Genomic DNA, 25,183 nt, shown 5'->3' with positions numbered 1-25,183 from the left:
AAGACCCCTTGAAGACGACGAGGTAGATAGGTTGGAGGTGGAAGTGCAGTAATGCATGGAGCTGACCAATACTAATCGGTCGAGGGCTTATCCTATATGTAGAACGCAGATTCGTTTCGGATTCAGTTTTCAGGAATCAAGTAATAAGAGATGGAGTCCTAGTGGCTTATATTTCGAAAACTTGTGTTCAGCATTTGGCGATGCTGAGACCTGTATAATGCATTTGTACCGCAAATGCCCGTTTGGTGGCGATGGCGGAGGGGTTCCACGCGTACCCATCCCGAACACGACCGTTAAGCCCTCCAGCGCCGATGGTACTTGGACCGAAGGGTCCTGGGAGAGTAGGACGCCGCCAAGCACTAGACCACTGTTGAATTTTCAACAGTGGTCTTTTATTTATTTCAAAGTAATTAGAGACTTGTTCTCAAGATAAATTTAGATTTCTGGGTTTATGGTCAAGGGAAACGTAGAATACCCTTAAATAGCACATGATTAATACCCCAAAAGTGACCTTCGGGATCAACGATTTGGTGCAGGTTTAATTATTCTGTGCTATTATATTTTGCCTCTGGATGTGTAGGCACGATTATTGCTAACAAAGCCTTGCTAAGTCTGGAGTACTCTCATGAGATTTTGAAAAACAGATGGACAGCAGCATGTTATATTGTTTACTTCCTTACCCTAGAGATCTTGTTACAGCGATTGCGTTAGAGGGGGAGGAGAACCCCTCCTGACCTGTCCAGCATGTTCATAGAGCATTAGTGAGCGCTATGCCGATATCACGGTATCATGTGGCATATGACTTAATAGAAGCTCTATAAGCGGCTATGAGCTTGTAAGGGGGCATTACACCGATTGCTAAGCGTAATCACAGGGAGATCCAACGACAGATCTGAGGTGTTCTTGCAGTATTTAGAACGCAGTCTTGGCTCATGTATTATTGCTTAAAACGCTATATTAAATATTTTTTGAAAAAGTTGTTGCTATAATATAAAATGTATGATAAGATATTTTTTGTTGTCACAACAGCGAATGATGATATGGCCCGTTGGTCAAGGGGTTAAGACACCTCCCTTTCACGGAGGTAACAGGGGTTCGAATCCCCTACGGGTCACCAAAAAAAACTTGCATAATCTAAATGATTGTGATATAGTATAAAAGTTGCTTATCACATGGAGGCTTAGCTCAGCTGGGAGAGCATCTGCCTTACAAGCAGAGGGTCGGGGGTTCGATCCCCTCAGCCTCCACCATGCAACTTTGCTTTTAGGAAACAAGTTAATACTTTTTAATGACGCGGGGTGGAGCAGCCCGGTAGCTCGTCGGGCTCATAACCCGAAGGCCGCAGGTTCAAATCCTGCCCCCGCAACCAATTTTCATTCATGCAAATATTCCTGGAACCGTGGTGTAGTTGGCCTAACATGCCTGCCTGTCACGCAGGAGATCGCGGGTTCGAATCCCGTCGGTTCCGCCATCTTTTCTGCTTTAAAGTTGAGAAGTTGTATTTTGCAAGTATGAGCCATTAGCTCAGTTGGTAGAGCACCTGACTTTTAATCAGGGTGTCGAAGGTTCGAGTCCTTCATGGCTCACTTTATTTAAAGTGTGCCGAATGAAAATTACTGTTTGCGGACGTGGCTCAGCGGTAGAGCATCGCCTTGCCAAGGCGAGGGTCGCGGGTTCGATTCCCGTCGTCCGCTCCAATTTGCGCCCTTAGCTCAGCTGGATAGAGCGTTTGACTACGAATCAAAAGGCCGGGAGTTCGAATCTCTCAGGGCGCGCCATTTTTTAAAATTGAATATGCCGGTGTGGCGGAATGGCAGACGCGCTCGACTCAAAATCGAGAGGGAAACCGTGGAGGTTCGAGTCCTCTCACCGGTATCAAGTAAAGAGTACATTAGATATTATATCTAATGTACTCTTTTATTTATAAGTGTAAACTCCAGGAATATCATGTGCAAAAGAAACCTACGAACTGTACGCTATAATGGCTTCAGCTGGTTGGTAACTCTAGATCGTAAGTACTGCTTTGCCTGTAAATTGGCGTTCTATCAATTGATGTGCGACTGCGTCAATCTCACCCAAGCCGAGAATATTCAAAGTTGTAGTTTCCGATGAAAAATGCCCCAGTGGAACGCAAATACCTTGGGGAATTAACTGAGGGAATAAAGCGGCGAGCGTATCACCGCCAACAGAATCAATGATGAAGTCGTAAGGTCCATTAGCGGAAATAGCTTTTGTTATGTCATCCTCGACAAGAATTTCATTTGCCCCAAAAGTTCTAACTTGCTCTGTCTTTGATTCGGAACGGGCAACTTCAATCGAATAGGCACGCGACAAGGCGGCCAATTGATTAGCGAATGATTCGACGCCCCCGGTTGAACCTGTGATCAGCACTTGTTTGCTGGAGCAGCAATCCCCTTTGCGTAGAGCGTATAGAGCTGACAGATCAGCGACAGGCAATGTAGCGGCTTGTTCAAAGATAAGCTCGTCGGGAATTTCAGTTAGAGTGACGGCGGGAACCGCTATTTGTTTTGCCTATGCTCCCTTTGTAAGCAATAAATCTACTACGTGACCTCCTTTTTAGGCCCAATGCCGTTAATTGCTTCTTGCAGCAATATGCCGTAAAAGTCCCAGCGGGGTCTGCTGTTATCCTGACGCTTAATCGCTAAGCTAACCTCGCCGCAATTAAGTGAGAATGCTTTTACCTGTACGATAGCTTCCCAAGGTTGTGCTTTCGGTGCTTCGGCTTCTTGGATCGTAAATGAGTTCTTTTATAAAAAAGAAACCGTTTCTTAGCAAATGGAGGAATACTCAACCATTTACGAAAGGAACGGTTTTTTTGTACATTCAATATTCTATCAAAATGCTTGCACTATATCTGCGGTTTTTCCACCTTGGGCAAAATGCCCAGTGCGGCGACCGCCCCCCACAGGGAGAGAACGACGGCGATCCACCATCCATTACGGAAAGTCCCAAGGACGGGTGCTGATGAGGTACTCAGGGCGATGACCAGCAGTGTTGTTCCGAGAACAGAACCAATCTGCCGAGACATGTTCACCACTGCGCTGCCGGTCGATGCCTGCTCCCGGGGCAGGTCAGAGGTAGCTGAAGAGATCATAATAGGTAAAGCGAATCCATAGCCAATACCTATTACCAGCCACCCCGGCAAAATTTGTAGCCAGTAGTTCGGTGTGGCCTGCGCGAACAAGATAAACAACAGCGGTCCTGCACCGATCAACAGGTTGCCGATTGCTGCGATTCTATTGATCTGAATGTGCCTCGAAAGACGTTGAGCAAGTGTGGCAGAAGGCCATACTAAACAAGGACCAAGGGTAAGAGCAAGACCAGTAGCCAGTGTAGACCAGTTCCACACATTTTGCAGGTACATAATGACAGATAACAGCTCAAGCGCAAATGCCGCATTAATCAGAGCGACACCTATGCTGGACCTGGTGAAAGGTCTGCTGCGAAATAAGGAAAACTCAATAATCGGAAAGGGATGCCGACGAGATTGTAGAATGAACCACAGTAGAGCCACTGCAAATACGATAAAGCTACCCCAGGTGTAGACATTGCCCCACCCCCAATCAGGACCTTTGTCGAGCCCGAGTGACAGTGAGCCGATAGTAATGATTAACAGGAGACCTCCCCAAAGATCCGGAAGCCGCGAAGCCTGTTTCGGCTTATCTTTTGGAATATAACGGAGCGCAGCCAGGAAGGTCAGAATGCCAATAGGGATGTTGACCACAAAAATCCACTCCCAAGAGAGCTCCAGTAGAAAGCCTCCAACCGCCGGACCCGCTGCAGCGGCGAGTGAGCCACTGCTGGCCCAAATCCGGACAGCACGTTTTTTGTGTTCCTCGGGAATGTTTGTTAGTAGCAGACCCAGACCGCTCGGCGTTAGCATTGCACCCCCGGCGGCCTGGAGGCACCGGAACATGACGAGGAGCCACAGACTGCCGCTTAGTGCTGCGCCCAGACTGGAAGCTGTAAATAGTGCTATCCCCCAGACGAACCCGCGCTTTTGTCCGTAACGGTCGGCCAGTTTCCCGGCAGGAACTAACAGTGCAGCATAGAAAATGGCATAACCGTTAAGCACCCAGCTCAGATTGAACAACGAGCCCTGGCCGATGGATCGACCGATATTGTTCAAGGCTACATTGACTATAAAAACATCCAGACTAGCCATGAACACCGTGATACAAGTGATGAACAGTATGATTTTATGGGAACGATTGTACATTTTACATGACACCCTTTTCTATAAAATTAAGAAAACTACGTTTCACGATTAATTATGGAATGCGCGGTCAATAAATTGCGGTAAAAAAACCTCTGCATGAGAGGTGAATTAAATTAAAAGCATTTCAATTGCCGTATCCAATTGGCTTTGCAGTTGCTCATTGGAAGCGCCGGAACGCATCATAACTCTCATCCCAATGATGGTATTTGCCAGATGGGTAGAGATCTGTTCACTGGAAAGCTTCAGAATAACGGATCCTTCTTGCTGCCCTTTTAAGATGACGACTTCAAGCATCTCTTTCATCCGCTGGAACATATGGTCAAACTCTGTTTTGACACTACTGGATTCGGAGTTCTGCAACTCTAGCGCTGAATTTACAATCATACAGCCGTAATTGTGTTCGCAATGGGAGGGAAGAAAATGCAGTTGCCAATAGCGGAGCGTCTCCAGTGCAGTCGTACCATGACTTAGTAATTCCTGAAACCTTTCCAGAAACTCAGCGTTGTATAATGACAGCGACTTGTTAAATAAAGATTTCTTATCACCGAAGGCGCCATAGAGGCTCTGTTTGTTCAGTTTGGTTCCTTTCGTTAGAATGTCATACGATGAAGCGTTATAGCCATATTCCCTAAAAATGTCTATTGCGGCGTGCAACACGGTATCATAATCAAATTCTCTTGGTCTGCTCATGGGTACATCATAATCATTATGGAATGCATAGTCAATAACTTAAGCGAGGATGATCCAAAAAAAGCGAGGAATAGGGGTGAAATGACCCTGTTCCTCGCGCTTTTTTCAGTAATAGTGGAGCACACTGTCTCATACAGTTGGGATTTACTTATGGGCCAGTTTCTTGATTAACAATTTCATGAACGTTCTGGAAGAAATAATGCCTCAAACTTCGCTTTTCCTTGCTTCTCCACCCAGGTGTTGAAATCCGTAAGTTCCGGTAATGCCTTGCGCACAGCAGAAATATCGACCTCGTGACCTTCTTCGTTTAACCATTGAAACACGCCGGCCAAGATTTCATTATGCTGGCGCAACGTTTCCAGCGGAACTTGAACGTAAGGAATAGTACGATTGGTTATACGACCTATAGCATCGGCAATCTGCAAGGGGGTTAAATTGTCACCGGCAATTTCAACAGTTCTGCCCAAATAGTCGTCTGGGGATCTGAGTGCTAACACGACGAAAGCGCCGATGTCGTCCACAGCTACGAGTGGGATCACACCATCTGGCTTGAAGGGTTGTGCGATCGTTTCGTTCTGCACGCCGGCAGACATCGGGTCTACGAAGTTTTCCATGAAGGTGGCGGGACGCAATATGGTAGCCGGCAAATCAAGTGAAAGAATATACTGCTCAATATCCCATTTCTGCATGTCGCGATATCGGGATTGCGCATCAGCACCGCCAACAGAGGTATAAACGAAGTGCTGGATGTTTGCCTTTAGGGCAGCGTCTGCTACAGCCTTTCCAATACGTCTTTCATCGTCGTTGGCTTCGAGAGTAGGAGTCCAGCTCGACGCCTGAACACTGAATACGCCATAAACCCCCTGCATAGCGGCATCGAGCGAAGCAAGATCGTTCATGTCACCTAAGAAAAGCTCGGCTCCCAATTGGGACAGTTTCAGGGCCTTATCGCTTGATAAATCGCGAACAAATGCACGAACCTTCCAGCCATTGGCGATTAAATGCCTAACGGCCGCTCCTCCTTGTTGTCCGGTTGCTCCCAAAACCAATATCTTTTTATCGCTCATATCACTATGTTCCTCTCTAAGCTTTATTAGACTATCTCTGCTTAAGCTAAACCATAGCAGTTAAATAAGTCCTGTTGTTATCTTAAAATATTAACTATATAATTTAAAGGAGACACATTATTTATATATAACTTCATAAAGTATACTACCTATATTTTAGTTAGGAGTGATTTTAATGGAAGTACGCAAAGGGGACGAACTATGCCTCGTCTCTATTCGTGAAGCTTTGGAGGTTGTTCGCGGAAAATGGTCTTTTTTGGTGCTTTCCTTACTAAGTCTGGGGCCGCAACGATTTAATCAAATGCGAAGAAATTTAGATAACATCAGCATCAAGTCTTTAACGGATGTCCTGCGTCATTTGGAGCAATATAAAGTCATCAATCGCCAGGTGTTTCCTACCGTACCAGTAACCGTTGAGTACTCGCTAACAGATAAGGGACAGGAGTATATACCCGTGCTTGCCCAAATGCGCAAATGGGGTGAAAACTGGGGGGAACATCCACAGCTCGTTGATGGTCGTGAGTATCGTTGTTGCACAAATTAAGAGAGATCCGTGAAATGGTTACCTTGTATTTCATGAAGAGGGCAGTATACAATGGGAGCGAACAAAGGAGGGATGAATATGTCGATCCAATCCAGCTTCCGAAGGGCCAATGCTATATGCAACCGACATGCTACCAAAATTCAAGGTACCGGCTTGTCCATAACTATTCTATATTGGGGATTCATGCCGGCTCATTTCGATAATTCCCTCCACCGTCATTCTTTTTTTGAAGCTTGCTATGTGATGGACGGAGAGGGGAGCTACTATGAACACGACAGGGAGTATGATCTAGTAAAAGGAACGGCGTTTCTGTCGACGCCTGGCGTATGGCACCAGATTCGAAGCACTTCCGGATTAACATTATGCTATGTCGCATTTGAAATAGATGAATCGCTAACAGAGCCGTTTTATCTCGAAGTGTATCGACAGCTTGCTGAACGAGGAAACAGTGTTGTCAGCGGGACCGACTCCTCTTCGACAGGATATTTGTGGCAGGCGTTAATAGCGTTGTGTGCAAGTTCAGACTCAACCATTCCGCTGGCCCTGGAAAAGGTCGCGTACTCGCTGCTGTTGTCCTTCCCAGAATTGCATGGCTTGACACTTACCACGGGTGAAAATGTTCAACAACCGATTTCTCCAGGGCATGCTTTATTTAGCCAGGCCAAGCGGTTCATCGACGATAATTTAAGCAATGAGCTTACGCTTGCAACCGTCGCGAGTCATCTGCATATCTCTTCCCGGCATTTGACCCGATTATTTCAGGAGCACCTCAGTCAGTCCTTCGTGCATTATATTCAGGAGCGCCGGATGCAGCATGCATCGCAGCTTCTGCTAAATAATTATGTACCCATTAAGGACATTGCGCTACAATGCGGCTTTCAATCCGTGCATTATTTTACCCGTGTTTTTACCCGCGAGCTTGGCGTATCCCCTGCCAAATTTCGCCGTTCGCAATTCTCCGAAGGCCGCTCCGGCAAAAATCATTATCCTCCGAACATGTCCTGATTGTACAAAAATAGTGCCCTTTCCTTTAAAGACGCTGCCCTCAACAATTTATACAATGTGAACATGCATTGATTACAAGTTGGGAGGCAGCAGCAATGGAAGTAAATAAAGTTCGATCCTTTAATTCGGTTCCGGTTAATCCAGTAAGGCTGCAATGTCATGAGCCAGTGCAGTCCGATATCGGGACGGGCTATGAGGCATGGCTTCCGCTAATAAAGGACATTTTTAAACAACACAATTCCAAGACATATCATTTAGTCATTGATGGTACCCATGGCGCAGCATTTACGACAATCCTTGAGCAGCTGCAAGCTTTATGTAGTCAAGAGAACATTGCATATATTGAGCTCGATAGTACGCGGTATATGAAAAGCAGTGCAGAGCTATTCACGACGTTTGACCGTTATTTGACGGATAACCGCGCATTTGGATTTATTGCTTCAGATGTCGATTTTAAAGATTACTTCAGAGCGCAGGCGCAAGCAGATTGGCAGATTGATGTTGCCGAAAAGCTTCATCCATCCTTGGAATCCTTAGAGGGGAATGGTCCTCGTACGATGATTATTACGTATGGACCAGGCGCAGGCTACCTCTCTTCGGATGCCTCACTATCTATATTTTGTGATATTTCACGAGAGAACCAACAGCAGCTTCACCGGCAAGGAATGGGTGCGCTGCAACTCGGGCAATGTGTAGATCCAGTAGAGACGTATAAACAAGCGCTGTTCCTGGAATGGCCGGTATGGGAGCAATACCGTAAGCGCTATCTGAATGATTTTGACTATTACATGGATATGAATGATCCTGATCAGCCGACGTTTCTTACGCTTCCGCTGCTGCGTGCTCTCATGCAAGCCGCGGTACAGCAGCCGATCCGCGTGAAGCCTTTCTTTGCTCCGGGCATTTGGGGCGGGCAGTATTTGAAGAAGCTATGTCAATTGCCGGAAGAATGGGATAACTGTGCCTGGAGCTTTGAGCCGATCGCACCGGAAAATACGCTGCTGATTGAAGCCTACGGCCATACGTTGGAGCTACCGTTCCCGCTGCTGCTGTCAGCCCATCCAGAGCAAATTATGGGGGAGCGGAATGTCCAGCTGTTCGGAGATTATTTCCCGATCCGCTTCGATTATCTGGATACGATTGGGGGCGACAATCTATCTTTACAGGTTCATCCCCGCCAAGCCTATATTGAGGAAACCTTCAATGAGAGGATGACCCAGCAGGAGTCCTATTACATCATGGAGCAAGGGGAAGGGGCAACTCCTTTTGTAGCCCTTGGTTTTACTGAAGGAACAACCGGAGAGCAATTGCTTGAAGCAGTAGATAACGCTCATGTCTCGCGAGAGCCGCTAGAAGTAGGGCAATATGTGAACGTGCTGGATGCTCACAAAGGCGATTTGTTTCTTATTCCACCTGGAGCTGTTCATTACGCGGGCAGAGGCAACCTCGTGCTGGAAATCTCATCTACCACCTGGTGGTTTACCTTCAAGATCTACGACCACTTGCGTCTGGACAAAGACGGCTTGCCGCGGCCTATTAACCGCGACCATGCAAGCCGCAATATGAATGACAGCTTCAATACGCGTTATGTGAATAAGCATCTGGTGCCATCTCCTGTCATTACTCGCGTACAGGGCAATAGTAGCGAGGAATTGCTAGGAGAGCGTGAAGACTTGCTGTTCCAGGTCAAAAGATTAAAGCTGAATGGCGCATGGTATGGCGATACGAACGGTCAATTTCTCATGTTCAATCTGGTCGAAGGCAATCGCGTTCGTCTTACGCCGCTGAACAATGAAGAAGCCGCTGTGGAATGGGGATATGCGGAGTCTTACATTGTTCCCGCCGCAGTGGGGGAATTCCGGATTGAACCCATAGGTGACACAACATGCAGCTTAATCGTTGCTCAGGTCTCTCCAGATTGGCATACTCCGCTGCTGCCCCATCATTGGCAGGGTGGTGAAGCGTAATGGAGCCTGGGGTCTTACTGCAGACCGGCTTAATGACGACCATTGCAATCGATGCTGGAGGAACGTATTTGAAGGCGGGTGTCCTTAAGAACGACATTCTTCTGCCTGAGCTTTCTTTCATTCGGCCATCATATTCAAATGGAACTCCGGAACAGATCGTCGGCGGTCTGGCAGATCTTATTCTGGAACTATCGGCGGCCTATATAGCGCAGCAAGGTATCGACGAACATCCGGCCGGATTTGTAATCGGACTTGCCTTTCCGGGACCTTTCGAATATGAATCAAGTATTTCACGTATTCGTGGGCTCAATAAATATGAATCCATTTACGGCCTTAATTTGCAAGCACTGCTGCGGGATGAATTAACCCGGCGTGCGGAGCTTAATTCATCAATGCCATGGTTGCCCGAGCTGGCTGCGGCCCCTATCCGACTGGGCAATGATGCCGTGCTGTTCTCCCTTGGCGTCAGCAGATTGTTCCCGGAGGACAAAATGCTATGTCTGACGCTGGGAACGGGGCTTGGATCTACCTTTATTGAGAAGCGGAAAGTGGTCACCGGCAGATCAGGCGTACCGGCCACGGGCATGTTGTATGAAGAGAAATTTGACGGAGAACGAGTTGATGATGTATTCGGCAGCAGAGGGATTTTGTCGCTGGCAGATAGTCTTCAGGTCCGTTCAAGTAATGACAGTGTGCAGAATCTGGCTTTTGCTGCCCAAGCAGGAGATCCTTTCGCAATCAAGGTCTGGGAGATATATGGCCAGCGGCTTGGTCACATGCTTCGTCCTTATGTAGCTGCCTTTCAGCCCGACAAGCTTGTTCTTGGCGGACAAATTGCCAAAAGCCGAGACTTATTTGCAGACAGCTTGCTGAGCGCACTGAAGCCGGAGCAGGCAGAGCTTTATTATGAGAACGATGTGCTGGGGCAAGTGTTCTATGGCATTCATCAACTATTTGATACCATTCATAACGTAAAGGAGTTCTCAGGATGAACCTTCAACAACAATTAGAGCAGAGCTCAATTCCGCTGCCTGCACGCAAGTGGACCATTTACGCGATTCACCATTCTCACACGGATTTGGGCTACACCGAGCGGCAGGAGAAAATTGAACAATACCATGTCGATTTTATTCGCCAGGCCCTGCGTATTGTCCAAGATGCTCATAACGGGACTAACCCCGATTGGGATGGATTCCGCTGGACGTGTGAGACCTTCTGGGCAGTGGAGCAGTTTTTACAGCAGGCCAGTGCGGATGAGCAGCAGGATTTTGCCGAGGCCGTTCAGCGGGGCGATATTGAATTATCCGGTACATACCTCAATATGACCGAGCTGCCGGATTACGATCTGCTAAGCAAAATTCATAGCAAAGCGCAAGCCTATGCCCGTTCGATCGGACATCAGGTGGATAGCGCGATGACGGCAGATATTAACGGTTATAGCTGGGGATATGCCGACAGCCTGCTGCAAAATGGTATCCAGCATTTATTCAGCTGCATTCATACTCATCACGGCATGTATCCGCTTGGACGTAAGCAGCTCCCGTTCTGGTGGGAGTCTCTCAGTGGAGAGCGGCTCTTGGTATGGAACGGTGAGCATTACATGTTTGGCAACGAACTCGGGCTATGCCCGGGAGCGCTTGGCAAATATATGATCCGTGACGAGTTCAATCATAAGCTCGTTGAGCCGGGGGAGATTCACGATCAGATTGCTAATATCCGTATTCATCGCTATCTCACCCAATTGGAGGCGGAACAGTATCCGTATCCGTTCGTACCTGTCATGCTATCTGGACTGCCAACGGACAATGGAGCGCCGAACAGTGCAATCATTGAATGGATTGGACAATGGAATCGTCAGCACGGTGAGCAGATTTCCATTGAAATGGTCAGCTTGAGTCAATTTTTCGAGCGCTTGAAGCAGGAAGGACTAGATGAGCTGCCTGTTCATGCAGGAGATTGGCCGGATTGGTGGACAGATGGCGTCAGCTCCACACCGATGCATACCCAGATTTACCGTGACGCGCAGCGCACGCTCCGCAAGGTAGAAAAGCTCGATCCGCAGCGGAAGCATGTCAGTGAACAAGAACTGGAGTCGGTCGAGCAGGCACTGGTTCTGTATGCAGAGCATACCTGGGGCTATCATTCCTCCATTTATGAACCCTGGCATAAAAATGTACAAATGCTGGAGGTGCGCAAGCAGGCACATGCCGCAGAAGCAAGCCGTTTAGCTTATCGTGCACTGGATGCTGTGCTGCTGGCTGAGAATGGAGCGACATTATATCCTGGCCGTCCATATCGCTTCCGTGTAACGAATACGTCGGAGCTTGAAATCACGGAGCTGGTGCAGCTGAGGCTGGAGGCATGGGAGCCGGATGAGCTTCGCAGTGGCGTGGAGGTCATCCGTGAAGATACTGGAGAAGTATTGCCTATGCAATCATCCCAACCGCAGATCATCATCACAGATCTGACGCTGAAGGGACTGCAGACCTGTATGCTGACCTTGCGTCCGCTGCCGCAGAAGTCTGCGAGCACAGGGATAACAGTATCCAATACGAAGCTTGTCGGCAGTGACCGGGTATACGATATGGCCGATATTTATCATGTTATGCCAGCAGGGGCGGCTGCTTCACCAATCACATGGTCTCAGCATGGTCTGGAGTCCCCTTTTCTCTCTCTGAAATGGTCGGAAACAGGCGGCATTACCTCATGGTACGATAAAGAGGCAGGAAAAGAATTGCTGCGGCCGGATGCACAATATGGTGCTTTTACACCGGTTTATGAGGTTACGGTTCCTGCTGCGGAATCAGAGGCCTCCGAGGTCTGGGGTATTCGGTCACGCATGGGACGTAACCGTAAAGGCCTGGGTGTGCAGCGGTCGATAGGCCGGCTTGCCTCTGTCAAAGAGCAGGATAACGGTCCGCTATATGCTACGCTGGAGCTTCGCTACCAATTGCAGGGGATCTCCTATTTCTCCTTGTTCCTTAAGGTATACGCCAAGACCAGTCGTGTAGATATCTCCGTCCGCTTCCATAAGGACAGTGTCTGGAATCCGGAAAATGTGTATCTTGCGCTGCCGTTTACCGCTGGGGATAGTAAGCAAGAGACTTTATATGCGGATAAGCCCGGCGGTCTCGTACGACCTTGGAGAGACCAAATTCCGGGAAGCTGTCTGGACTACTCCGCCGTACAAGCAGGTATCGCGTGGCAGGATGAAGAGCGTTCCCTGATGCTGGCGACTCCAGATACACCGCTTATTCAATTGGGATCACTAGATTACGGCACAAGGCAGGTTCATACCCAGCAGCAGTCTGAGGCTAGTCCGGAAACCTACGCCTGGCTCATGACCAACTACTGGGAGACGAATTTCAAAGCAACCTTGGGCGGGTTTTATGAGTTCCAATTCTACATTGTTACAGGCGATAAAATGCCTCCAGCTAGCATTGCCTCATCTCTGCAGGGACTTATTGATCCATTTGTTGTGACCCGGTCTCGTGACTGAGGTAATAATGCTCACACAGCACATCATCTAGCATACAATCAATGTCTTTCACATACGTTGTTCGGCCTTCTGTCCCATGGAGACCTCTCTCCATGGTTTATCGCCTTCATATCCATCCACAACTTCACACGAGGTTGTGGATTTTATTTTCTTGTATCAAGAAACTTGACACAGATTGGGACGAAGGGTACAGTGAATGATAAGATTACATGAGGAGAATGAAGCTGTGGCTAAGTACTCGGTTATCAAAGAAGATATTAAGCAAAGACTGATCAGCGGAGAGTGGACTGAGGGCTACAGGCTGCCATCCAGCCGCGAGTTCGCCCAATATTATGAGTCTAGTGTGAATACGATTGAAAAGGCGATCAAGGAGCTCACGGAGGAAGGGTGGCTTATCCGGGATAGCCGCAGAGGAACCTTCATGAATAAAGAGAAGGAGATTGTGCAAGGCGGTACGCGTCTGGTGGCTGCTTTTGTGTTCGGCATTGATAATCCGGTCTGGGCGACTGCACTGCGGGGAGTGGAAGATGTCTTGTTTTTACGGGGCTATCAGCTGCTGAGTTCAAGTGATGACCGAAATCTTGAAAAGCTGGAATCCCTCGTACGAGGCGCAGTCGAAAGAAAGGTAGAAGGGGTGATCCTAAGTCCCTTTATGAGTGAAGGGCATGAGGAGATTAATAATCGGATCTTCTCCTTACTTCAGGATCATGGGATCAAATACATAAGCTTGGATCGGGTGGTCTACAACACAAGCATTCCGTATGTAACCAGCGATAATATTGCGGGTGCTTACAACCTCACCAAGCTGCTCATCGAACAAGGACATAAGGAAATATTGTTTATTAAAAATAGTAATATAAGCACGATCAATGAACGGCTTATGGGCTTTAAGCAGGCATTTGTTGACTCAGGACTGCCGTATTCACATGAATTCGAAGTGTTGATTCCGACCAAGTATGAGGATTTCTCCGATGAATTTGCTGATTATTGTGAACTTTTAGAGCAAAAAATGAAAGAAAAGTCGTTCACGGCTGTATTCACTGCGAATGATCAAATTGCCGAGGCTGCCCTTCGTTCATTACAGAATCTGAATGTTCGCGTACCTGAGGATGTATCGCTCGTAACTTATGATGCAGAAAATTTAAACCGCAGGATCAAACTAAATGTAACCGGGATTACACAGCCTTTTTATGAAATGGGACAATGTGCTGCCGGGTTATTGCTGAACATGATTGATGGCAATGAAGATCAGTTGTTTTACGGACAAGTATGCAAATCGAACATTTATATCGGAGAAACTGTTCGCTCGATAGGCCCATGAATGTTTGTTAAAATCTTGAAAGACCAGCTTGTATCCAAACGTATGTACATTTGGCACAAATTTAATTAGCGGCTTTGTTGAAATTCCATTTCGGACTTTCAATGAGGTCGCTTTTTTCGATTCTTACTGGGATAGAAATCAGTGAAATTAGAGTTTTGATATACCATCTGTATCATTTTATGTATTAATTAAATCCTAAATATAAATCATATATTGACACAGATATTCAAAGGTTGTATTCTTTGTTTGTAAGCGGTAACAAATACTTTTCTAGAGAAGCTTTAGGTGCCAAGTTTTTGAAGGGGGAAAGCAGAGATGGTAACTTCACACAAGTTTTTCAAACGATTTTGGAAGCAACGGTATTTATTTTTAATGGTTTTACCCGGCTTTTTGGTTGTACTGGTGTTTAGTTACTTTCCTATGTACGGGATACAGATTGCCTTCAAAAAGTATAGTGCGGTCCGCGGGATGTGGGGCAGTGAATGGGTAGGGTTTAAGTACTTCATTTTATTCTTCCAAGATCCGATGGCGATGCGGGTGCTCAAGAACACGATATTGTTAGGGATCTACTCCTTGCTATGGGGATTTCCCGCCCCGATTATACTGGCCTTGCTATTCAACGAATTAAGGTTTCCTAAATTCAAAAAAGCGGTACAGACCATTTCTTATTTGCCGCACTTTATTTCCACGGTCATTATTGTGGGTATTCTTCGGACCTTTACTGAGAGAGAAGGGTTGTTTAACAAAATTGCCGGTTGGTTCGGCGTCGATCCGATAGTATTCCTGTCAGAGCCTGAATGGTTCAGGACCATTTTTATCAGCTCAAACATATGGCAGGGCATCGGTTTCGGTACAATCTTGTACCTGGCGGCATTAAGCAGTGTTGATCCTACACTATATGATGTTGCGAGTATTGACGGCGCAAATCGCTGGCAGAAGGTGCGAAATATTAACTGGCCGCACATCAAACCAACGACGATTATTTTGCTTATTTTGTCCCTTAGCGGGATTTTGGGTACTGATTTTCAGAAAATCCTTATGCTGTATAACCCAGACACCTATGAGGTTGCGGATGTTATTGGGACCTATCTTTATCGTGAAGGGATTATGGGGTCAAGATTTGAATATACGACCGCCATTGGGCTCTTCCAGTCCTTGGTCGCATTTATTTTGCTCATAGGAGCAAACATGTTAAGCCGTAAAGTATCAGACACAAGTATTTGGTAGGGGGCGACCGGACATGGTAGGTAAAGAAAGCGTTGGTTCTAAAATATTTGATTTGTTCAATATTTTGTTTATGCTGCTGCTATGTGTGGTCATGTTATATCCATTCTTGCACGTCATTGCAGTTTCTTTAAGTAGTTCTGAGCCTATTCTTAGAGGCGATATTACGATTTTTCCGAAGGGTTTTAATGTAGGCGGTTACAAATATATCTTTCAGGACCCATTTCTGTATTCGGGCTACGCGCATTCCATTATATATGCACTAGGGTCCACCTTGTTCATGCTGACTTTTACCTCATTAATGGCGTATCCGCTGACGCTTCCGGACTTCATGGCTAAAAAATTTCTTTCGATCTTTCTGGTCATTACGATGTTCTTTAGTGGTGGCTTGATCCCTTCTTATTTGCTCGCACGAAGTCTTCATTTGCTTGATACCTATTGGATCATGATTATCCCCGGCTGTGTATCTGCATTTAATGTATTTTTGTTCAGATCCTTTTACCAATCCATACCAGCCGATTTGCGCGAATCCGCTGTTATTGATGGGGCTAACGATATTCAAATCTTAACCAAAATTTATTTGCCGCTCTCCAAGCCGCTTTTGGCGACATTTGCACTATTCGGTATTGTAGGGAGCTGGAATGGATGGTTTGAAGCACTGGTATATCTTCAGGATGAGAATAAGTACCCTTTACAGCTGATCCTAAGAAAATATTTATTCTCCCTTTCCTTCGATTCCGGAACTGGAACAGAAGTCATGCAAGCGATGCTGGCACAAATGAATGTGAATGCGAAAAATATTCAAATGGCGATTGTTGTTATTGCGATGTTCCCCATCATGGTGATCTATCCGTTCCTCCAAAAATATTTTGTGAAAGGCGTCATGATTGGTGCTGTTAAAGGTTAATTTTCCGAGGCAGCTGAGAGGAGTGGTTGTTATTAGAAAAGAGACCTGAGCATAGCGGCATAGCACGTACCCTTTAATTGTTAATGAAAGACAAAAAGATGACTATGTTTTCAGGAGGGGTAATGATGAGACAACGCTTCAAATTATCTTCTTTATTGCTTGCAGGTGTATTAAGCATAGGAACCATCTTGGCAGGATGCAGCTCTGACGCTACTTCCACAAATTCGGGGAACAGTGACACTGCGGAGCAAGCTGGGACGCTAAAATTTTCTGTAACCTTGCCTTCCTTTGGTGCCAAAATAGAAGATTCTATGGTGCACAAGGAATGGATTAAACAGATGGAAGCGCTAACGGGTAAGAAATTGGACATTAAATATAATTACATCCCGATTGGCGAATACGAGGAGAAATCCAAGCTGCTGCTGGCGAGCGGTGATACGACAGATTTGTTCATGGTCATGAGCAAAGACCTCTTTAAGCAATATGAAACAGAGGGCACGTTCCTGGAGCTGAGCGAGCATAAAGACCTCCTGCCTAACTATATGAGCTTAATCGACCAAGCGACCGATGGGAAAATCAAGGCGATCCGCTCAGATGGACAGTTCTATGGATTATGGAATATTGACCTTCCAAGGCAAGCAAAAGATAAAGGTATGGGCGTATACTCGCCGGTAACCTATCGATATGATATTTTTCAAAAGGAAAGTATCAATATTCCAAGCACGATAGATGAGCTGTATGCAGCCGCAAAAACGTTAAAAGAGAAATATCCGAACTCCTATCCGGTGAATACGCAAAGCGGTTCCTTCGATCCACTCTTTTATGCTAACCACAATGGAGGCACGTCCATCTATTGGAACGGAAAAAATTATGTTTACGGACCGTTCGAAGAATCGTATAAGGAAGCGCTGCAGTTTGCCAATAAGCTGTATGCGGATAAGCTGCTAGATCCTGAGGTGTTCTCGGATAAAACCGATGCTATTAAGAAAAAAGCAATGAGCGGCACGAACTTCATTTTGCTGTCCAATTGGTTTACCTTCCCTGGTGACTGGAATCGCGCATCAACGGGAGGGGAGAAATTCGTTATTTCCCTATTCCCCGATAATCCGAAATACGGGAAAGCATGGCAAAGTGTGAACGACTTCAGCTCCGTAGGGGTTAGCTCGGGTGCGGTGATGGTTGTCAGTCCGAAGGCAAAGCATGTGAAGGATTTAATGAAGCTGTTGGATTTGCAATATAAGCCGGAAATTATAAACCTGATTACTTGGGGGATCGAAGGTACGACCTATACTAAAGATGCCAGCGGCAAACCAACCTTTGTAGATTCGATCAAAAATGCGGAGAATCCATGGATTGAAGGCGATAAATACGGAACGAGATCAAGCAGTTCCTACCGGCCTGGTCTGCAAATGGCCATTGATACAAGAGCGTTCGTCGATTTTGCACCTAAGGACTCCGGTATCGTAAATAGCAAACTCGTTGAACAGCCATGGGAGACCGCGTTCCAAGACATGCCGTACCCTAATGATTACGTGCCGCCAATGATTTTCGAGCCTAGTCTTGAATTTACAGATGATGAACGCGAGCAGATCACCTCAGTCATGTCGCCGGTAAATACGTATGTAGCAGAGATGCAGAACAAATTCGTGAATGGCAAAGAGAGCTTTGATAAATGGGCGGATTTCCAGGCTAAGATTAAGAAAACAGGGGATCTCGATAAAGTTCTTAAGATCTATGACGATGCGCTAAAGAGATATGAAGAAAGACGTGCAGCGAATAAATAATTAACGATCATGCCCGCTATGTTCCTTCTAGGGGGCGGGCATGATTTTGAACATTAAAAACGGGTGGTGAAACCTTACATGGAAGCTGTGGAATGGAAACAAAGAGTAGAAAAGTATAAGGGGATTTTTACGGAGCCTCCGAAAATGGTTCCTTCAGACAAGGTCGTCGATAGCCCGGTTATTGGCAATGGCGATCTCGGTGTCACGATTAGCGGAAAGCCTGAACAGCAGCGTATATGGATCTCGAAAAACGATTTCTGGAAAGCGCAGCTGATGTATTCGAATGGTAGCCCGTGCTTGCTCGGCGGGATTGATGTTCATATGCCAGCTCTGGCAAATGCTTCGTATTATAGCGAGCAGCGGTTGGATGAAGCAACTATTGTATCGACATTTCATGGAGCGGCAGCGTCGGTCAAGATGACCTCATGGATTTCAGCCCTGGAAAATGTGTTAATCGTGGAGCTGAGCAGTGAAAAGCAAGCCGTTTCCGTTACGCTGGATCTGTGGGTACAGACTGGAAATGGCTCGGAAACGGAGCAGGGGCAGGATGGCAATACGGCATGGGCGGTACGTAAATTTACCGGTGAAGGCATCGAATGGGCAACAGAAGGCGCTATTGCTATGCGCTGTTCGTCAGGGAGTCATTCCTTTGAATTACAGCCTGGAACAAAACAATATATCGTTGCCTACGTGGTGACGAACCATGATGGGGACAACTACTTACAGGAGTCGATTAGCAGAGCGGGTCTTATCGACGAGAAGCGGATTGCTTCTTTGCGCTCAGAGCACACCAACTGGTGGAGCGGGTTCTGGGCAAAGTCTGCCATTGAAATCGGGGATGAACTGCTGGAGAAATTCTGGTATGGCTCCCATTATATTATGGCTTGCTGCAGCCGAAACAAGAAGTTCGCGCCGGGTTTATTCGGCAATTGGATTACGACGGATAACCCGGAATGGGCGGGAGATTATCATTTGAATTACAATTACCAAGCTCCTTGGTGGGGCGTGTATTCGTCCAACCACATTGAGCTGAGTGAACCGTATGATACACCGCTGCTGGAGTATATGGTGAACGGTCGCCGGTATGCGGAGGAGTACTTGGGATGCAGAGGGATTTATTACGATGTTGGTATTGGCCCGAAAGGTTTGCCTACCGCACTATGTAATACGCCTTATGAGAACGGGCACATGTTTTTGGGGCAAAAGAGCAATTCGGCGCTAAGTACAGTCAACATGCTGATGCGGTTTTACTATACGTATGACCTGGAATATGCCCGCTTCGTGTACCCGTTCATGATTGAGGTGGCGAATTTCTGGGAGGATTACCTGACCTTCGAGGATGGCCGTTACGTGATTTACCGTGATGCCATTCATGAAGTCGGAACCTATACAGAGTCGCATGACAATGAGGATTGGGACCGCGGCCTGGATGATATGAATCCTATTCTTTCATTAGCGCTTATTCGGATGCTATTCAAAGGGCTGCTCGATATTTCTGGGCAATTGCAGCTTGATGGGGATCGTCATGAGAAGTGGACTCATATCTTGGAGCATATCAGCGATTATCCGACGTTTGAGCGCGAAGGGAAAACGATATTCCGCTTAACAGAGCAAGGCCACAAGTGGTGGGGAGATAATACGCTCGCTATCCAGCATATCTGGCCTGCTGGCGGGATAGGTCTAGATTCAGATCCACAGCTTCTCCAGATTGCCAAGGACACGATTACGGTGTTGAACCGCTGGACGGATTATAACGGCTTTCCAACCATATTCACAGCCGCAGCGCGTGTAGGTTATGAGCCTGAGACTATTCTTCGCGAGCTTCGCCGTCAATGCACGGAGCATAGCTTTCCGAATCTGTTTATTTTCTTCGGCGGAGGAGGCATTGAATGCTGTAGCGGAGTGCCTTCGGCCATCAACGAAATGCTGCTGCAAAGCCATGAGCAGGTGTTCAGGCTGTTCCCGGTGTGGCCGCAGGAGAAGGCTGCCCGTTTCCACAACCTGAGAGCCGTTGGAGCATTTCTTGTATCCAGTGAGTTGTATGAAGGAAAGGTAACGCATATTGACCTTACAAGTGAGAAGGGCAGAGCTTGCAGCATCTTGAATCCATGGTCAAACGGCGAGTTCTCTATTGTAGAAATAGATGGTTCTGGTGATCAGCCGAGGAAAGTTGAGTGGCAGTTGTCTGCAAACATCATCTCTTTTAATACAGAAGCCGGCAAGTCTTATAGGCTGCTGGGGCATTAGAAATGAAACTATATAAGATGGATAAAAGAAAGTAACAAAAAGCGAGGAGGAACGGAGGGGGAAGTTTGGAACTGTAGGAGCGAAGCGTTCGCCTGAAAGCTTTCCGCAGGAAAGCTCGCATCGGAAGCATACGCTGTCTCCAGATTTCAAGCAATAGAAGCGGTATATTCCTCTTCACCAGTCGTCATACAGTGGAAAAAGAGGGACAACTCCTCAACTAAAGGCATTTTTGTACCTTATTTTTCTTTAATATAGGTAAATAAGGGTAATAAGGACGTTTTTGTATCTTATTTTCGGGAAAACCACGCTGGGTGGGCTATTCTGGAAGATTTAAGGTACGAAAATGCCGTTAATTACACTTCGATCCTTTTTATATAAGCTCTCTTTTTTCTTGGCTATGTTTGTTTTGTGAATTCACAAATAGCGAGAAGGAATGGAAGGGGAAGTTTGGATCTGTAGGAGCGAAAGGGAACGCATGAAAACGTTCCACAGGAAAGCTCGCATCGGAAGCATACGCTGTCTCCAGATTTCAACCGCTAGAAGCGGTCTAATCAAAGAAATCTGGGGACAACAGCGGCCGAAAGTCCAAACGTTTTCCGCCATGATGATCTGACCCCGTGTAAGAATTCTAAGTTCAATCTATATAGCTACGCAGTAACGAGTAAATCTAGCATGTCAGGAGGAAAGTGTGTGTCAAAAATTAAAGAAATACTTGTGCTTCACCACAGTCATTTGGATATCGGGTATACTCATGCGCAGCCTATTCTACTAGAGCTGCAGAAGAAATATATTGATCAGGCCCTGCAATTATGCGAAGCGACCGAGAATTGGGCGGAGGAGAATAAATTCCGCTGGACTTGTGAATCTGGTTACCCTGTGCTGAGGTGGCTGGAAGATGCAACCGAAAAACAGGTTGAGCAGTTCCGACGTTATCTTCACAGTGGGCAAATGAGTATTTCCGCTTCCTTCATGCATACAACACCGCTTGTGACTGCGGAGCAAACGGCTCGTATGCTGCACCCCATCAAGGAGCTGCGCAGCCGATTTGGGATCGACATCAAAACGGCTATTCACCATGATGTCAATGGTCAGCCTTGGCCTTACAGCCAATTGCTGCTTGATGCCGGTGTAGAGTTCTTCATCATGGGCATCAACATCCATATGGGCGCCGTTCCCTTCAAAAGGCCAAACGCTTTTCACTGGGAGACGCCAGATCATAGGAAGCTGCTGACGTTCAACGGTGAGCATTATTCACTGTTCAGCCAAATCTGTAATGTAAACGATAAAAACACGGATCTCATGGCGGAAGGCCTTGCCCAATATCTGCAGAAGATCGAGGATAATCCAGACTATCCATTCGATTTCGTCTATTTAACCGCAACCAATCTGCCGCTATATGATAACAACCCTCCGGATCAGGAGCTGGCGGATCTCATCAAACAATGGAACAGCGAGTCGCGCGATCAGCGAATTTCATTCGTGACGCCGGAGCAGCTGTACGCAAGAGTACGCAAGCATACGGAGCAGCTTCCTACATATGCCGGGGATTGGACAGATTATTGGAACTTCGGTTCCGGCAGTGCAGCCAAGGAAACGAAGCTGAATCGCCGCACGAAGCAAGGGATGAAGGCAGTCGAGCTGCTGGAAGCCTTCCAAGGAAAGGCCGATGGAAGATATCCGGCGATCAAACGGCAAGCTTGGGAGCAAATCCATTTATACGACGAACACACCTGGGGGGCATTTAACGCCATCGCCGATCCCGACCATCTGAATGTTGATATTCAATGGGCACACAAAGCGCACTACGCGTACCAAGGCAATAGTCTAACCGGCTACCTCCTTGGATGCCAACTGGAGCAGCTCTCCGGGAATCCGCTTCAGGGTGATGACCCCGAGGGGATCATGCTTGTGAACTATTCATCGGCTCCAATCAAACATGACCTGCGGGTTCCCTCAAGCTTCCGAGCGCTTGGACGGCATCTGAGCGCCGACAGAATGAGGCAAGTACTCATGAACAACGATCGCCTTACTGGCGGAGAGAGCTATGGCGTGATTGAACTGCCGCCGTTCAGCTGGCGTAAAATTCCGTTCGATAAGCTGCAGAAGGCGGAGCAGGCTGCAAATCTTGAAGCTTTTCCCGGCTCCAAGGCGCAATGGAACGATCCGTTTAGTGCGATGAATCGGGGATTTGAAATCAAGGTGCTAGACGGTCATATTGAGTCTCCGTATCACCGGCTACAATTCGATCCCGTTCGGGGAAGAATTCTGAGTCTATATGACAAGCAAAACGGCTGGGAAACCCTTGATTTGTCCAGTCCATGGACGTTGTTCCAATATGTTCAGGAGACGATAGACACAACCGTTACTGAAAATAGTAGACAAACTATTTTTTCGCGGGATGTTGAGAAAGGCAATAATAGCATCAGCTGTTGGAATAATGACTGGCCTGCTGTAAGGCAGACGCACTCCCGATTGATTAACTGCTTGGTCGAGCGAGGGGCAAATGATGCAACACTTGTGCTGCAGTGGGATGCGCCTGGAGTGGATAATCTAGAGCAGCGCTTCACGCTATTCAGCTACCGGCCGGAGATTGAGATCAAAGTATCTTATTTGAAGCAAGACATTACCACTCCGGAAGGAACATATTTCGCGATTCCGCTCAATTTGAAAAACTGGCGATGCTTCTATGATACTGCCGGACAGCTTGTGGAGCTGGATGAGCAGCAGCTGCCTGGTGTATGCAGGGACTTTGTGACCGTGGATAAAAGTGTTTCCCTATTCAACGAAGACCACGGCGTGACCCTGGTTTGTCCCGATGCGCCTTTGGTGCAAGTAGGGGATTTCAATTTCGGCAGAGAGCACAAGGAAATCGACAAGTCAGGCAATCCCTTGCTGTTGGCCTGGCCTATGAATAACTACTGGGAAACGAACTTTAGAGCGCGTCAGCCTGGTTTTAATTCTTTTACTTATTTGCTGTCGACTTATCGTGCATTCGAACCGTCGGCCATCAATGAAACTTCCACTCAAGGTGTATCACAAATCTATGCCACACCTGTTCTGGATTGCAAGCAGGAAGAAGCAGGGCAATTCATCCGTCTTGAAGGTGAACATGTGCACATTTTCGATGTGAAACCGGCAGAGACAAGCAAGGGCATCATTGTGCGGGTAAGGAATGTGAAGGACGACAATGCAGAGGCTCGTTTGAGCTTTCCAGGCAGAGTGATTGCGGAAGCGTATGAGTCCAATGTTCAGGAGGAGCAGCTGAATCCATTGGCTACCCAGGATGTAGACACGCTGCATATCAGCCTTGCTGCCAAGCAAATGCGGCATCTGCTGATTAGATTAGAAGAATAGGACAACTAAGGATGAGAAAACAAATTTTCAACAGAGCAGCTTAGTGGCTGGGAAATCGGTGCATATTATAAACCTTCAAACGGGAATGCCTTGTGAACGCAGCATGGCATTCCCGTTTGAAGGTTTTTTGTATGAGAATGTAGGTAGTCCACTCAGGAGTCCAGATTTGCTCTTTGTCAACGATACGTTTGGTTGCCGGAATAAATTGCTTCAATACACTAATATAAACTTTTGAAAAATTGTATTATTGTTTACATAGTCTCATTTTAATGAACCGGGATACATGTCAAAATATATGAAACAATACAGGATAGAGCCATTGGAGGTGCTATTGTACTTATGACAATCCAATCCGAACATACATTGGCTACACCTGCGAACGGTAGCATCAAGGAATCGCTTGCTGTAGAGACGTTTCGCTTGACCAAGTTGATTAGTGATCATGCTCCGTATGATGGTACCTTTAGCCAGCGCATCCCTGGTTTGTCTGTGAGTCGTTATTCTGTAGCGAATAAGGATGATGTGAAATCTTTTGATTTACCCTCAATGTTAATTGTTGCTCAAGGGGCTAAGACAGTGACAGTAGGGCAAGAAGTCTATCGATTCAATCAATCGCAAATCCTTATGCTCCCTGTTGCGCTGCCGATTGCTTTGAAGGTCACAGAAGCTAGCCACTTGGAGCCTTATTTAAGCGTGAAGCTGGTGCTTGACCCGCAAAAAATTGCTGAATTAGCCCTCAGGGTATATCCACATGGTGTACCTGCCGTAACGAAGTGGAGCGCCGGTTATGTTCTTAATGCCGACCTAGGAATGATTAACGCTGCTTCAAGGCTTGTAGAATGTCTGACTAGTACCAGTGATGCCGAATTGCTCGGCCCCCTTGTAATGGATGAGATTTTACTACGAGTCCTCCGCAGTCCTATTGGAGCTCGGATCGCTGAACTTGGTTTTGCAGGTTCGGAAGTCAATCTGGTTACGAAGGTGGTCGCTTGGCTCCGCAATCATTATTCCCATCCCATGAAAGTTGCGGAATTGGCGGAAATGGCACATATGAGTGAGTCTACTTTTCGTGTGCACTTTAAGTCCATTACCTCAATGAGTCCCTTGCAGTACCAAAAAGCACTTCGTCTGCATGAAGCGAGACGGTTAATGGTATCTGAAGCAATGGACGCGACAACAGCCTGCAATCTAGTAGGCTATGCTAGTCCCACGCAATTTAATCGAGATTACAGCCGCTTTTTTGGAAATCCTCCCAAAAGAGACATTGCAGGATTACGTCAACAACTTCCGTTGAAATAGGCAACAAGTGAAGCAGAACAGGCAATTCTTAGGAC

The 25,183-nt window shown here is 46.8% G+C and carries 16 protein-coding genes, 8 tRNA genes and 2 rRNA genes; 22 read left to right on the top strand and 4 right to left on the bottom strand.

The annotated features are described in order from the left end of the window. From ACFVRY_RS18740 to ACFVRY_RS18695, 10 genes are all read left to right on the top strand, one after another. Positions 1–95 (top strand): 23S ribosomal RNA (locus ACFVRY_RS18740); the annotation flags it as partial. Between the two features lie 146 nt (positions 96–241). Continuing rightward, positions 242–358: ribosomal RNA gene (rrf, locus tag ACFVRY_RS18735) — 5S ribosomal RNA — on the top strand. Between the two features lie 684 nt (positions 359–1,042). After that, positions 1,043–1,117 (top strand) — tRNA-Glu (locus ACFVRY_RS18730). Positions 1,118–1,174: 57 nt separating this feature from the next. Then, positions 1,175–1,250, top strand: a tRNA-Val gene (locus ACFVRY_RS18725). Positions 1,251–1,292: 42 nt separating this feature from the next. After that, a tRNA-Met gene (locus tag ACFVRY_RS18720) sits at positions 1,293–1,369 on the top strand. 24 nt (positions 1,370–1,393) lie between these two features. Further along, positions 1,394–1,471, top strand: a tRNA-Asp gene (locus ACFVRY_RS18715). A 42-nt stretch (positions 1,472–1,513) separates the two neighbouring features. Then, a tRNA-Lys gene (locus ACFVRY_RS18710) sits at positions 1,514–1,586 on the top strand. A gap of 36 nt (positions 1,587–1,622) precedes the next feature. After that, positions 1,623–1,697 (top strand) — tRNA-Gly (locus ACFVRY_RS18705). Positions 1,698–1,701: 4 nt separating this feature from the next. Then, positions 1,702–1,778: transfer RNA gene (locus ACFVRY_RS18700), tRNA-Arg, on the top strand. 18 nt (positions 1,779–1,796) lie between these two features. Then, a tRNA-Leu gene (locus ACFVRY_RS18695) sits at positions 1,797–1,875 on the top strand. A 129-nt stretch (positions 1,876–2,004) separates the two neighbouring features. On the opposite strand, the gene ACFVRY_RS18690 is transcribed toward ACFVRY_RS18695, so the two are convergent. The 4 genes from ACFVRY_RS18690 to ACFVRY_RS18675 form a co-directional block, all read right to left on the bottom strand. Continuing rightward, positions 2,005–2,457, bottom strand: a complete 453-nt coding sequence (locus ACFVRY_RS18690; RefSeq protein WP_387501776.1) for an MDR/zinc-dependent alcohol dehydrogenase-like family protein — start codon at positions 2,455–2,457, stop codon at positions 2,005–2,007. A 412-nt stretch (positions 2,458–2,869) separates the two neighbouring features. Then, positions 2,870–4,240 carry an MFS transporter gene (locus tag ACFVRY_RS18685; protein ID WP_387501774.1) on the bottom strand — a complete coding sequence of 457 codons (1,371 nt, stop codon included), beginning with the start codon at positions 4,238–4,240 and terminating at the stop codon, positions 2,870–2,872. Between the two features lie 108 nt (positions 4,241–4,348). Continuing rightward, the gene (locus ACFVRY_RS18680) at positions 4,349–4,930 is read right to left on the bottom strand and encodes a TetR/AcrR family transcriptional regulator (RefSeq protein ID WP_387501773.1); all 582 of its coding nucleotides are present in this window, start codon (positions 4,928–4,930) and stop codon (positions 4,349–4,351) included. 176 nt (positions 4,931–5,106) lie between these two features. Continuing rightward, the gene (locus ACFVRY_RS18675) at positions 5,107–5,997 is read right to left on the bottom strand and encodes an NmrA/HSCARG family protein (RefSeq protein WP_387501772.1); all 891 of its coding nucleotides are present in this window, start codon (positions 5,995–5,997) and stop codon (positions 5,107–5,109) included. 175 nt (positions 5,998–6,172) lie between these two features. Here ACFVRY_RS18675 and ACFVRY_RS18670 point away from each other — a divergent pair, with 175 nt between their 5' ends. The 12 genes from ACFVRY_RS18670 to ACFVRY_RS18615 all read left to right on the top strand — a co-directional run bounded on the left by ACFVRY_RS18670 (position 6,173) and on the right by ACFVRY_RS18615 (position 25,148). Continuing rightward, positions 6,173–6,541, top strand: a complete 369-nt coding sequence (locus ACFVRY_RS18670; RefSeq protein ID WP_387501770.1) for a winged helix-turn-helix transcriptional regulator — start codon at positions 6,173–6,175, stop codon at positions 6,539–6,541. A gap of 78 nt (positions 6,542–6,619) precedes the next feature. Then, a complete protein-coding gene (locus tag ACFVRY_RS18665; RefSeq protein ID WP_387501769.1) occupies positions 6,620–7,546 on the top strand; it encodes an AraC family transcriptional regulator in 927 nt (308 codons plus the stop codon). Between the two features lie 95 nt (positions 7,547–7,641). Continuing rightward, complete coding sequence (locus ACFVRY_RS18660; protein ID WP_387501768.1) at positions 7,642–9,513, top strand: class I mannose-6-phosphate isomerase; 1,872 nt, start codon at positions 7,642–7,644, stop codon at positions 9,511–9,513. Beyond that, positions 9,513–10,505 (top strand): ROK family protein, encoded by a 993-nt coding sequence (locus ACFVRY_RS18655; protein ID WP_387501767.1) that lies wholly within the window; start codon positions 9,513–9,515, stop codon positions 10,503–10,505. Before ACFVRY_RS18660 ends, ACFVRY_RS18655 begins: the two co-directional genes overlap by 1 nt. After that, entirely contained in the window at positions 10,502–13,012 is a 2,511-nt protein-coding gene (locus ACFVRY_RS18650; protein WP_387501766.1) for a glycoside hydrolase family 38 N-terminal domain-containing protein, read from the top strand. The genes ACFVRY_RS18655 and ACFVRY_RS18650 overlap by 4 nt, the downstream gene beginning before the upstream one ends. A gap of 226 nt (positions 13,013–13,238) precedes the next feature. Further along, the gene (locus ACFVRY_RS18645; protein WP_387501765.1) at positions 13,239–14,333 is read left to right on the top strand and encodes a GntR family transcriptional regulator; all 1,095 of its coding nucleotides are present in this window, start codon (positions 13,239–13,241) and stop codon (positions 14,331–14,333) included. Positions 14,334–14,753: 420 nt separating this feature from the next. Then, positions 14,754–15,560 carry an ABC transporter permease gene (locus ACFVRY_RS18640; RefSeq protein ID WP_387501764.1) on the top strand — a complete coding sequence of 269 codons (807 nt, stop codon included), beginning with the start codon at positions 14,754–14,756 and terminating at the stop codon, positions 15,558–15,560. 13 nt (positions 15,561–15,573) lie between these two features. Continuing rightward, positions 15,574–16,464, top strand: coding sequence for a carbohydrate ABC transporter permease (locus tag ACFVRY_RS18635; RefSeq protein WP_387501763.1), 891 nt, complete (start codon positions 15,574–15,576; stop codon positions 16,462–16,464). A 122-nt stretch (positions 16,465–16,586) separates the two neighbouring features. Further along, the gene (locus ACFVRY_RS18630; protein ID WP_387501762.1) at positions 16,587–18,248 is read left to right on the top strand and encodes an extracellular solute-binding protein; all 1,662 of its coding nucleotides are present in this window, start codon (positions 16,587–16,589) and stop codon (positions 18,246–18,248) included. A gap of 78 nt (positions 18,249–18,326) precedes the next feature. Further along, a complete protein-coding gene (locus tag ACFVRY_RS18625; RefSeq protein WP_387501761.1) occupies positions 18,327–20,495 on the top strand; it encodes a glycosyl hydrolase family 95 catalytic domain-containing protein in 2,169 nt (722 codons plus the stop codon). A 690-nt stretch (positions 20,496–21,185) separates the two neighbouring features. Further along, complete coding sequence (locus tag ACFVRY_RS18620) at positions 21,186–23,849, top strand: glycoside hydrolase family 38 N-terminal domain-containing protein (protein ID WP_387501760.1); 2,664 nt, start codon at positions 21,186–21,188, stop codon at positions 23,847–23,849. Between the two features lie 339 nt (positions 23,850–24,188). After that, entirely contained in the window at positions 24,189–25,148 is a 960-nt protein-coding gene (locus ACFVRY_RS18615) for an AraC family transcriptional regulator (RefSeq protein WP_387501759.1), read from the top strand. The last annotated feature ends 35 nt before the right edge of the window (positions 25,149–25,183 follow it).

This window comes from Paenibacillus sp. NPDC057934 (assembly GCF_042887565.1).
Classification (GTDB): Bacteria; Bacillota; Bacilli; order Paenibacillales; family Paenibacillaceae; genus Paenibacillus_AQ.
This window is presented reverse-complemented; position numbering and strand designations above follow the sequence as displayed.